The following is an 11017-nucleotide window of genomic DNA, read 5'->3' on the forward strand; positions in this document are numbered from 1 at the left end:
GGCCGTGGGCCTGCAGGTGTACGCGCTCACCGCACCGCCGCCCAGCAGGACCTCCGCGGCGTCGAGGGCCGGCCGCGCCGCCGCCGTCGCCACGGCCGCCACCCCGGCCACCAGGAGGAACCCGCCCACCCAGGCGCGCCGCCGCAGCGAGCGCTCGGGCGCGCCGACGTCGCTGCGCATCGCCTCGACGGGCGGGACGAGCGCCGCCGTGCGCGCGGGCACCGCGGCGGCCAGCGCCGACACCGCCGTGCCGATCACCAGGCACAGCGCCACCGTCGCCCCCTCGAGCGGCACGTCGCCCGCGAGGTCCATGCCGACCTGCTCCAGCGCGACGCGCAGCACCGCGACCAGCCCCACCCCGCCGAGCACGCCGAGCGCCGCGCCGACGAGCCCGACGACCACCGCCTGGCCCACGACGACGGCGAACACCTGCGCCGGCGACGCGCCGACGGCCCGCAGCAGCGCGAACTCCCGCACGCGCTGCCGCACGGACATCTGGAACGTGTTGGCGATGAGGAACGCGCCGACGAACAGCGACACGAGCGCGAACACCAGCAGGAACGTGGTGACGAACCCGAGCACCTGGTCGATGTCGGCCTGCAGGTCCGCCCGCAGCGCCGAGCCGGTGACCGCCTCGGCGTCCGCGCCGCCCGGCACGTCCGGCAGCGCCGCGGCGACGGCGGCGGTGAGCGCGTCCTCGTCCACGCCGTCCTGCGCGTGGACCGCGACGGTCGCGACCGTGCCGTCCGGGGCGTAGGTGGCCACGCCCGTGTCCCGGTCGAGGAAGACGAGCGTCGCGCCGGCGAGCGGCCCGCCGGCCGACACCTCGCCGACGACCTCGACGTCCGTCACGGCACCGCCCAGCACGACGCGCGTGCGGTCGCCGACGGCCAGCCCGGACGACGCGAGCGTCGCCTCCTCGAGCGCGACCTCGCCGGGCGCCGTCGGCACGCGGCCGTCCACGACGCGCAGCGACGGGTCGCGCGGGTCGGTGGCGATGCCGATGCTCGGCGCCTGCGTCGACTGCACCGCGGTGCCGTCCGCGCCGACGAGCACGACGGGCCCCGACACGTCGGGCAGGGCGAGGCGGACGCCGTCGACGTCCGCGAGGTCGTCCGCGAGCGTGAGCGGCACGGGCGTGCGCGCCTCGCCGAACCCGCCGCTCGCACCCGCACCGCCGGGCAGCGGCTCGGCACCGCGGACGTACGCGTCCGCGGGTGCCTGCGCGTCGACGATCCCGTGGAACGTGGTCGACATCATCGTGCGCAGGGCGAAGGTGCCCGCGACGAACGCGACGCCGAGCGCGACGGCGAGCACCGACAGCGCGAACCGCACCGCGTGCGCGCGCACGCCGCGGAGCGTGACCCGCAGCATCAGCGCACCGGGGCGGCCGGCGCGGACGCCGCCCGCCGGGTGAGCGCGCCGAGCCGGTCGAGCACCGTGTCGGGCGTCGGGTCGGCGAGCTCGTCCACGACGCGCCCGTCCGCGAGGAACAGCACGCGGTCGGCGTAGGACGCGGCCGTCGGGTCGTGCGTGACCATGACGACGGACTGGCCGAGCTCGTCGACGGACCGGCGCAGGAACGTGAGCACCTCGCGCGCCGACGCGGAGTCGAGGTTGCCCGTGGGCTCGTCGGCGAAGACGACCGCCGGCCTGGTGACCAGCGCGCGGGCGCACGCGACGCGCTGCTGCTGCCCGCCCGACAGCTCGGCCGGCTTGTGCCCCAGGCGGTCGGTGAGGCCGACGGCCTGCACCACCGCGTCGAGGTGCGCCCGGTCCACCGGGCGGCGCGCGATGTCGAGCGGCAGCGTGATGTTCTCCAGCGCCGTCAGCGTCGGCACGAGGTTGAACGCCTGGAAGACGAACCCTAGCCGGTCGCGGCGCAGACGCGTCAGCCGGCGCTCGGACATCGCGCTGACCTCCTCGCCGTCCACGACGACGGTCCCGGACGTCGGCCGGTCGAGGCCGGCCATGCAGTGCATGAGCGTCGACTTGCCGGACCCAGAGGGGCCCATCGTCGCGGTGAGCCGCCCGCGCTCGAAGTCGACGTCGACGCCGTCGAGGGCACGCACGACGGTCTCGCCGCGGCCGTACGTGCGGGTGAGCGCGCGGGCGCTCGCGATCGAGGTCGTCATCGGGTCCATCCCAGCCTCGGGGCGCGGTCGGTCACCCGGCCATCGTCCCGCTGCCGGGGACGTCCTGCCCATCGGTGACGGCCCTGGTCACGGCCCTGATCCGCGGGATGGCCCACGACCGGGGTGGGGGTGCCCCGACCAGGGACCACCCTGAGGCGGCGACGCCCGGAACCCGGGTGCCGCCCGGGCCGGGCCCGGTGCCGCCGGCACCCCCGGCGACCGGACGATGGACGTGGGCGGCCGGACGGTCGCCGTCACCCACCACGACCACCGGAGGTCACCGTGCTCCGCCTCGCCCGGGCCGTCGCCGCCGTCGCCGCCGTCACGCTCGGCGCCGGGCTCGCGCTCGCGACGTCCGCCGTCGACGACGCCCTCGCCCACGTCGGACGCGACCTGCCCGTCGCGTCGGCGGCCGTCGAGGCGACCGACCCGGCCACGGTCGCCGCCGAGGTGCGGCGCGTCGCCGCCCGGCCCTGACGCGGCAGCGCTGCCCGCCCGGGCGGGCGCAGGCGAGCGCCGCCTCCCTGACCGGGCGCACGCCCGGCCCGCCGCCTAGCCTGACCGGCATGGCGCGCTACTTCGACGTGCACCCGACCGACCCGCAGCCGCGTGCGATCGCGCAGGTCGTGGCGCTGCTGCGCGACGACGCGCTCATCGCGTACCCGACCGACTCGATGTACGCGCTGGGCACCCGCATGGGCAACCACGCCGGCACCGAGCGCATCCGGCAGGTCCGCGACCTCGACGCGAAGCACCACTTCACGCTCGTGTGCGCGGACTTCGCGCAGCTCGGTCAGCTGGTGCACCTCGAGAACAGCGCCTTCCGCGCGATCAAGGCGGCGACGCCCGGCCCGTACACGTTCGTCCTCCCCGCGACGCCCGAGGTGCCGCGGCGCCTCGCGCACGAGAAGAAGCGGTCCGTCGGCGTGCGCATCCCCGCCGACCCGGTCGCGGTCGCGCTCATCCGCGAGCTCGGCGAGCCGCTGCTGTCGAGCAGCCTGCTCATGCCCGGCGCCGACTGGCCCATGACCGAGGGCTGGCAGATCAAGGAGGAGCTCGACGACCGCCTCGACGCGGTCGTCGACGCGGGCGACCGCGGCACCACGCCCACCACGGTCGTCGACTGGACGTCCGGCAGCCCCGAGGTCGTGCGCGAGGGCGCGGGCGACCCGACGCGGTTCTGACGTGGGCGCGGGCGCAGGCACCGGCGCGGGACGGGGTCGCGGTGCGGGCGGCGGCGCCGGGCGCGACCGCGCGTACGTGGCCGTCGTCGGCCCGTCGGCGCCGACGCCCGCGCAGGAGCGCGACGCCGAGGAGGTCGGCGCGGGCCTCGCGGTCCGTGACCACGTCGTCGTGTGCGGCGGCCGCGGCGGCGTGATGGAGGCGGTCGCGCGAGGTGCCGCGGGCGCCGGCGGCGACGTCGTCGGCATCCTGCCGGGCACCGGGCGCGCCGACGCGAACCCGTACGTGACGATCGCGCTGCCGACCGGCCTGGGGGACGTGCGGAACGCGCTGGTGGTGCGCGCGGCCGACGTGGTCGTGGCGGTCGGCTCGTCGTGGGGCACGCTCAACGAGGTGGCGTTCGCCGTGTCCGTCGGCACGCCCGTCGTCGGCATCGGCGGGTGGGCGCTGCCCGAGGCGGGCGGGCCGCGACGCGTGCGGACGGTCGAGGAGGCGCTCGCGGCGGTCGACGCGCTGCTCGCGGGGCGCTGACCCCGTCGAGGCCGGTCGCGTGACGACGACCCTGCACGCAGCCGACGGCGGCCCGCCGGGCGGGACCGTCACCGGCGGCCCCGCCCGGCGCGGCGTCAGGCGGTCGTCGCGGTGAGCGCGGCCGCGTAGGAGCCGGTCGCCAGGTCGTCGACCGCGACGGGGCGGACCGGCGTCCAGCCGAGCGCGCGCGCACCCGGCGCGTGCACGACCTGGTCGAGCGCGAGGGCCTCGGCGAAGGCGTCGCCGAGCTCGACGGCCGCGGCGGCGAGGGGCCAGGCGGCGGCGGGGCCGTCGACCCCGGCGGCGCGGGCGGCCGCCGACGCGAGCAGGTCGGCGGGGACGCCGGCCTCGGCGACGCCGTGCAGGACGGCGCCGGGCGCGGCGGCGTCGAGGGCCAGCGCGTAGAGGTCCGCGAGGTCGTCCACGTCGACCATCGGCCAGCGCGGGGCCGGGGCGGCACCGACCCAGCGGCCGTGCCCGAGGGTGCCGGCCCAGCCGACGAGCATCGCGGGGATCCCGCCACCGCGGCCGTGCACCACGCCGGGCCGCACGACGACGGACCGCACGGCGCGGCCGGCCGCGGCGCGGACGCGGTCCTCGACCGCGGGACGCGCGGCCACCAGCGCGACGGGCGCGGCGGGGGAGTGCTCCCGGCCGTCGTCCGTGCGGCCGAGCACCCACACGCCGGACGTCCACAGCAGCGCGCGGCCGCTGCCGGCGAGCGCGTCGGCGAGGGCGTCGACGAGGGGCAGGTCCGCGTCGCCGAGCGGGGCGGCCGTGTGCAGCACCGCGTCGACGTCCGGGGTGACGAGGCCGGCGACGGCGGCCGGGTCGGCGAGGTCCGCGCGCACGGGCGTGACGGCGGGTCGCGGGTCGGCGGGCGCGGTACGGGACACCGCGGAGACGTGGTGGCCGTCGCGGACGAGGCGGTCGACGACGGCGGTGCCGACGTAGCCGGTCGCGCCGAGGACGAGGACGTGCATGGCGGTGCTCCCTCCGATGGGGTCGCGGTGGCCGCGACCGAGTGAAGCGGACTACAGTCCGGTCATGGAGGAACGTAGCGGACCGGAGTCCGGATCGTCCACGGGTCGAGCCGGCGGACTGCTGCCGGTGCTCGGTGCGCCCGTGCCCGAGCGGGCGGACGCCGCCCGCAACCGTGTCCGCGTGCTCGAGGCCGCCGCCGCCCTGCACGCCGAGGGAGGCGTCGCGGCGCTCACCACCGACGCCGTCGCCGCCCGTGCCGGCGTCGGCAAGGGCACGATCTACCGGCGGTTCACCGACAAGGGCGGCCTCGCGGCGGCGCTCCTGGACGAGCGCGGCCGGCGACTGCAGGAGCGGATGCTCGCCGGCCCGCCGCCCCTCGGACCCGGCGCGCCGCCGGTGGAGCGGCTCGCCGCGTTCGTCGTCGCCTACGTCGAGCACACCGTCGGGTCGCTCGACCTCGTCCTGCTCTCGGAGACCTCGACGCCCGGCGGCCGGCTCGCGAAGCCGATCTACCCGTTCTGGCGTCGGCACGTCGAGGTGCTGCTCGAGGAGGCCGGCGCGCCGGCGCCACGGACGCGCGCCGAGGCCCTGCTCGCCGCGCTCGCGGCGGAGCAGCTGCACGGCTGGTCCGTCACCGACGGGCGCGCGGTCGGCGAGCTGGCGTCCGAGCTCGCGGACCTGGCGCGCGCGCTCGCGGGGTGAGGTCACGTGGGCGGGACGGGTCGGCGCGCCCTGGTCGCGCCGACAGCGGGCGCGCGCGCCGCGCCGCTCGGCGATGATGGGCCGGTGACCAGCGTCGACGTGCCGCGCACCGCCGCCGACGTCGTCCGCGCCGCCGGCACCGCGCCGGACCTGGCGACGCTCGACGCCCGCGTCGTGGACTGCTTCGCGTGCCCGCGGCTGGTCGCGTGGCGCGAGGCGGTGGCCGCCGAGCCGCGCGCGTCGTTCCGGGGTCAGACGTACTGGGCGCGGCCGGTGCCGGGGTTCGGCGACCCGCACGCGCGCGTCCAGGTCGTGGGCCTGGCGCCCGCCGCCCACGGGGCCAACCGCACGGGCCGCATGTTCACCGGCGACCGCTCGGGCGACTTCCTGTTCGCGGCGATGCACCGCGTCGGCATGGCGAACCAGCCGACGTCCGTGAGCGCCGACGACGGCCTGACGCTGACCGACGTCCGCGTGACCGCGCCGGTCCGCTGCGCCCCGCCCGCGAACGCGCCGACCCCCGAGGAGCGCCGCACGTGCGGCCCGTGGCTCGCGCGCGAGATCGAGGTGGTCGCCGCGCGCGTGCTCGTGGTGCTCGGCGGGTTCGGCTGGCAGGCGGTCCTGACCACGCTCGCGGAGCAGGGCTGGGCCGTGCCGCGCCCCCGCCCGGCGTTCGCGCACGGCGCCGAGGTGGTGCTCGCGCGCCGTGACGCGTCCGACGACCGCACCCTCACCCTGCTCGGGTGCTTCCACGTCAGCCAGCAGAACACCTTCACCGGCCGCCTGACGCCGGACATGCTCGACGCGGTGCTGCTGCGCGCGCAGCAGCTCGCGGACGCCTGACGGTCAGCCGGCGAGCGCGACCACGACCAGGTACCCGTTCGCGACGAGGTGGATCGCGATCGTCAGCCACGCGTTGCGGTACCGGGACCACAGGTAGCCGAGCATCAGCCCGAACGACCCCTGCACCACGAGCGCAGCGGCGACCTCGACGACGGGTCCCTGCCCCTGCCGCGCCCCCACGTGCATGAGCGCGAACACCAGCGTCGCGACGGCGATGCCGCCCCACCGCCCGAGCAGCGCCTCGAGCCGCGTCTGCAGCCACACGCGGTAGAACACCTCCTCCCCGATGCTCGCGGTGACCGCGGTGGCGACCGCCGCCGTCACGACGAGCTCGACGGGGTAGCCGGAGTAGTCGGGCACCTCGACCCAGGGTGCCGCCTGGGACACGAGCGTCCACGCGACGAGCACGACGCCCGGCGCCCACCACCGCCAGGCACCCCGGGCCGGAACCGTGCGCATCGCCCCGCGCGTGAGCAGGACGACCAGGCCGGGCAGCGCGATCAGCAGGACGAGCTTGGCCAGGTGGTAGCCCTCCGACCGCGCGAGGTCGCCCGCCGCGACGACGACCGGCAGCGCGACGGCGCACGCGAGCATGGCCGCCACGGCGGGCGTGAGGCGGCGCGCGTCGACGACGGCCGGCGTGAGCTCGGGCACGCGCGGCGGCAGCAGCCGGATCAACGGCAGCGCGACCGCCGCGGGCAGCAGCACCGCCCAGTACGGCACGACCGGCGCGCCCGGGTCGGCGGACTCGCGCACGCCCGCCGGGCTCAGCACCAGGAGCGTGGCGAGCGCAGCCACGGCGAGCAGGGCGACGGCTGCCGCGACGACGGTCCCGGCGCGGGCGTGCGGCGGCACGGGGGCCGACGGGAGGCCTCGCGACGGCGGGGAGACCGGCGGGTGAGGGCTCGGAAGCACGGGGTTCGGGGGCATCGTGTCCGGCTGGCGCATGCGCCGACGCTAGGGACGGGCCGCGCGCGTCCGCGTCGTCGGAACGGACGAGCCGCGCAGTGGCGCTCCTCCGTCCCGACGAGGCCCGACGGACGACAGCGGCGGTCGGCCGCGCGGTCGGCGTGTCGCCATCGCGTGTCGGCCCGTGCAGGAGATGTCCTCCGCGGGCGTACGGACACCGTGCGCACACCGTGCGTACGCCCGCGAAGAGGACCCGCCGCGTCCGCCGACGCGCCGCACGCGACACGCCGACGTGACGCGGCGCACGCCGTCCGCGCAGGTCACCGGACGTTCATCCCCGCGACTCCCCCCGGCGGGCCCGCGGTCGCGGGCGGCACCTAGCGTCCGTCCGTCCCGCCGGACCGCCGGCACCCGTGGAGGAAGGACTCCCGTGAGCGAGCTGCGCCCCCGCGCACCCCGACCCCGCCGGCGCGTGACCGCGACCGTCGCCGCGACGACGCTGCTGACGGCCGGGCTCGTGCCGGCCCTGCTGACGCCCGCGTCGGCGAACCTCGTCGCCGAGCCCGTGCGGCACGCCGCCCCCGACGCAGCGGTGACGCTGGAGCCGCTCGGCACGTACGAGACGGGCGTGTTCGACCGGTCGGCCGCCGAGATCGTCGTGTTCCACGCCGGCACGCAGCGGCTGTTCGTCGTCAACGCCGAGTCGGGCGCGGTCGACGTGCTCGACGCGTCGGACGCGACGGCGCCGGCGAAGGTCGGCACGATCGCCGTCGCCGGCATCCGGGACGCGCTCGGCACGGTGATCCCCGCGGGCGCGTCGGTGAACTCGGTCGACGTGCGGGCGGACGGCCTCGTCGTCGTCGCCGTCCAGCACGCGACCAAGACCGAGCGCGGGTGGGTCGCGTTCCTGGACGCCGCGACGCTCGAGGCGCTCGGCGCGGTCCGCGTCGGCGCGCAGCCCGACAAGGTGACCGTCTCGCCGGACGGCGCCTGGGCCGTGACGGCCGACGAGGGCGAGCCCGACGACGACTACGCGGTCGACCCGGCCGGCACGGTCAGCGTCGTCGCCCTGCCGTCGCGGACGGCGGCGCCGGCGCAGTCCGCCGTGCGCACGGCCGGGTTCGAGGCCTACGACGCGCCCGGGGCGCTCCCCGAGGATGTCCGCGTGTTCGGGCCCACGGGTGCCGGCGCGCCGCCGCTGCTGCCGTCGCTCAACCTCGAGCCGGAGTACGTCACGGTCGTCGGCGGCACCGCCTACGTGACGCTGCAGGAGGCGAACGCGATCGCCACGGTCGACCTCGCGACGGCCGCGGTGACGGACGTCCACGCGCTGGGCTCGCAGGACCACGGCGTCGTCGGCCTGGACCCCTCGGACCGCGACGGCCGCTTCGACATCCGCACGTACCCCGGCCTGCGCGGGCTGTACCAGCCCGACGCGATCGCCTCCTACACGGCCGGCGGCGCGACGTACCTGGTGACCGCCAACGAGGGCGACGCGCGCGAGTGGGGCGAGTACGCCGAGAACGCCCGCGTGAAGGACCTCGGCACGGCAGGACGCGCTCCCGTCTGCGCGCCGTTCGCCGGGCTCACCGGCGACGCCGAGCTGGGCCGGCTCACCGTGTCCACCGCGTCCGGCCTGAACGCCGCCGGCACCTGCTACGAGCAGCTGTACGCGTTCGGCTCGCGCTCGTTCTCCATCTGGACGACCGACGGCGAGCAGGTCTGGGACTCGGGCTCGTCGTTCGAGGAGATCACGCACGCGGCGGCGCCCGGGTTCGTGAACTCGAACCACTCGGAGTCGAACCTCGAGGGGCGCAGCGACGACAAGGGCCCCGAGCCGGAGGCCGTCGCGATCGGCGAGGTCGACGGGCGCACGTACGCGTTCATCGGCTTCGAGCGCGTGGGCGGTGTGGCCGTCTACGACGTGACGAACCCGCGGGACGCGTCGTTCGTCAGCTACGTCAACAACCGCGACTTCTCCGTCTCCGTCGAGGGCGGCGGCGACCTCGCCGCGGCCGGCGACCTCGGGCCGGAGTCGATCGCGTTCGTCACGGCCGCCGACTCGCCGACGGGCGAGCCGATGATCGCCGTCGGCAACGAGGTCTCGGGCACCACGACGTTGTTCGCCGTCGAGAGGGCGGCCCCCGCCGCCGACGACCTCGTCGAGCTGCAGCTGCTCGGCACGAACGACTTCCACGGCCGCCTCGAGGCCGACCTGCGCGGCGGCGTGGCCGGTGCGGCGGTGCTGTCCGGGGCCGTGCAGCAGCTGCGCGGCGAGAACCCCGACACGGTCTTCGTCTCCGCGGGCGACAACATCGGCGCGTCGACCTTCCCGTCGATGATCGCCCAGGACGTCCCGACGATCGACGTGCTGAACGCCGCGGGCCTCGAGGTCTCGGCCGTCGGCAACCACGAGCTCGACCAGGGTCTCGACGACCTGACGGACCGGGTCCAGCCGCTCGCCGACTTCCCGTACCTGGGCGCCAACGTCTACCGCGCGGGCACCACCGACCCGGTCCTGCCCGAGTACGAGGTCGTCGAGCGCTCCGGCGTGCGCGTCGCGTTCGTCGGCGTCGTCACCGCCGCGACCCCGACGCTCGTCTCGCCGTCCGGCGTCGCGGGCCTCGACTTCGGCGACCCCGTCGCCGCGCTGGACCGCGTCGCCGCCGAGATCGAGGCGCAGGACCTCGCCGACGTCACCGTCGCGCTCGTGCACGACGGCGCGGAGGGCGGCGAGTGCACGGCCGTCGCCACCGAGGACAGCGACTTCGGTCGCGTCGTGCGGGACACGTCCGCGGACGTCGACGCGATCTTCTCCGCGCACACGCACCGCTCCTACGCGTGCGCGTTCCCGGTCGCCGGCACGGACGTGCTGCGCCCGGTCGTCCAGGGCGGCCAGTACGGCCAGAACCTGGCGCGCGTCGAGCTCACCTACGACACGGCCGCCGGCCGCGTCGTCGCCGCGTCGCAGGACCTGCTGCCGATGGTCGTCGGCGGCGCGCCCGCGTACCCGGCCGACCCGGACGTGCAGGCGATCGTCGAGCGGGCCGTCGCCGACGCCGCGGAGACGGGCAACGAGGTCGTCGGGAGGGTCACCGCCGACGTCCTGCGGGCACGCAACGCCGCCGGCGAGGTGGACCGCTCGCTCGAGTCGCCGCTCGGCAACCTGGTCGCCGACATGCACCTGTGGGCGACGAGCGCGGCCAACCCGGCGTTCGGCGGCACGCCCGCCGACCTCGCGGTGATGAACCCGGGCGGGCTGCGCGCCGACCTCGTCGGTGCCGCGAACGGGGACGTCACGTGCCGCGCGGTCGCCGACGTGCAGCCGTTCGCCAACACGCTCGTGGTGGTCGACCTGACCGGCGCGCAGCTCGCCGAGCTGCTCGAGCAGCAGTGGGGCACGGCCGACGCGCCGCGCACCAAGCTGCACCTCGGCCTCTCGGCGAACGTCACGTACACGTACGACGAGTCGGCCCCCGTGGGCGAGCGCGTCGTCGAGGTGCGCGTCGGCGACCGGCCGGTCGACCCCGCGGCGACGTACCGCGTCACGGCGAACTCGTTCCTCGCCGGAGGCGGCGACGGCTTCGCGGCCCTCGCGGCCGGGGCGGTGCGCGCCGACTCCGGGCAGGTGGACCTCGCGGCGTCGGTCGCGTACGTGCGGGCGAGCAGCCCGGTGTCGCCGGCGGCGGTCGGCCGCGCGGTCGCGGTCGCCGATGCGCCCGACGGCACGC

General features: G+C 77.2%; 10 protein-coding genes. 6 read left to right on the plus strand and 4 right to left on the minus strand.

What is annotated here, in order from left to right; genetic code table 11:
* A partial coding sequence (locus AB6N23_RS14565; protein WP_412866736.1) for an FtsX-like permease family protein occupies nt 1–1374 on the minus strand: 1374 nt, incomplete at its 3' end.
* On the minus strand, nt 1374–2135 hold the full coding sequence (locus AB6N23_RS14570) for an ABC transporter ATP-binding protein (RefSeq protein ID WP_412866737.1): 762 nt from the start codon (nt 2133–2135) through the stop codon (nt 1374–1376). The genes AB6N23_RS14570 and AB6N23_RS14565, both read right to left, overlap by 1 nt.
* A gap of 282 nt (nt 2136–2417) precedes the next feature.
* On the opposite strand from AB6N23_RS14570, the gene AB6N23_RS14575 reads away from it, so the two are divergent.
* From AB6N23_RS14575 to AB6N23_RS14585, 3 genes are all read left to right on the plus strand, one after another.
* Nucleotides 2418–2612 (plus strand): hypothetical protein, encoded by a 195-nt coding sequence (locus tag AB6N23_RS14575; protein WP_412866738.1) that lies wholly within the window; start codon nt 2418–2420, stop codon nt 2610–2612.
* Nucleotides 2613–2701: 89 nt separating this feature from the next.
* Nucleotides 2702–3319, plus strand: coding sequence for an L-threonylcarbamoyladenylate synthase (locus tag AB6N23_RS14580; protein WP_412866739.1), 618 nt, complete (start codon nt 2702–2704; stop codon nt 3317–3319).
* A gap of 76 nt (nt 3320–3395) precedes the next feature.
* Nucleotides 3396–3848 carry a TIGR00725 family protein gene (locus tag AB6N23_RS14585; RefSeq protein ID WP_412866740.1) on the plus strand — a complete coding sequence of 151 codons (453 nt, stop codon included), beginning with the start codon at nt 3396–3398 and terminating at the stop codon, nt 3846–3848.
* Between the two features lie 95 nt (nt 3849–3943).
* Here AB6N23_RS14585 and AB6N23_RS14590 read toward each other — a convergent pair whose 3' ends face one another.
* Nucleotides 3944–4831: an NAD-dependent epimerase/dehydratase family protein gene (locus AB6N23_RS14590; RefSeq protein WP_412866741.1), complete on the minus strand. Its 888-nt coding sequence runs from the start codon at nt 4829–4831 to the stop codon at nt 3944–3946.
* 64 nt (nt 4832–4895) lie between these two features.
* Here AB6N23_RS14590 and AB6N23_RS14595 point away from each other — a divergent pair, with 64 nt between their 5' ends.
* Nucleotides 4896–5534 (plus strand): TetR/AcrR family transcriptional regulator, encoded by a 639-nt coding sequence (locus AB6N23_RS14595; RefSeq protein WP_412866742.1) that lies wholly within the window; start codon nt 4896–4898, stop codon nt 5532–5534.
* Between the two features lie 84 nt (nt 5535–5618).
* Complete coding sequence (locus AB6N23_RS14600) at nt 5619–6377, plus strand: uracil-DNA glycosylase (protein ID WP_412866743.1); 759 nt, start codon at nt 5619–5621, stop codon at nt 6375–6377.
* Nucleotides 6378–6380: 3 nt separating this feature from the next.
* Here AB6N23_RS14600 and AB6N23_RS14605 read toward each other — a convergent pair whose 3' ends face one another.
* Nucleotides 6381–7232, minus strand: a complete 852-nt coding sequence (locus AB6N23_RS14605; RefSeq protein ID WP_412866744.1) for a CPBP family intramembrane glutamic endopeptidase — start codon at nt 7230–7232, stop codon at nt 6381–6383.
* A gap of 484 nt (nt 7233–7716) precedes the next feature.
* Here AB6N23_RS14605 and AB6N23_RS14610 point away from each other — a divergent pair.
* On the plus strand, nt 7717–11017 hold a 3301-nt coding region (locus tag AB6N23_RS14610; RefSeq protein WP_412866745.1), incomplete at its 3' end, for a choice-of-anchor I family protein.

It is taken from the genome of Cellulomonas pasadenensis (assembly GCF_047229365.1).
Lineage (GTDB): Bacteria > Actinomycetota > Actinomycetes > Actinomycetales > Cellulomonadaceae > Cellulomonas.

What these genes read in the sequence shown, in the direction of transcription:
- AB6N23_RS14580 (WP_412866739.1), top strand. Translation starts at nt 2,702, where the DNA reads ATGGCGCGCTACTTCGACGTGCACCCGACCGACCCGCAGCCGCGTGCG.
- AB6N23_RS14590 (WP_412866741.1), bottom strand. Translation starts at nt 4,831, where the DNA reads ATGCACGTCCTCGTCCTCGGCGCGACCGGCTACGTCGGCACCGCCGTC.
- AB6N23_RS14595 (WP_412866742.1), top strand. Translation starts at nt 4,896, where the DNA reads ATGGAGGAACGTAGCGGACCGGAGTCCGGATCGTCCACGGGTCGAGCC.
- AB6N23_RS14570 (WP_412866737.1), bottom strand. Translation starts at nt 2,135, where the DNA reads ATGACGACCTCGATCGCGAGCGCCCGCGCGCTCACCCGCACGTACGGC.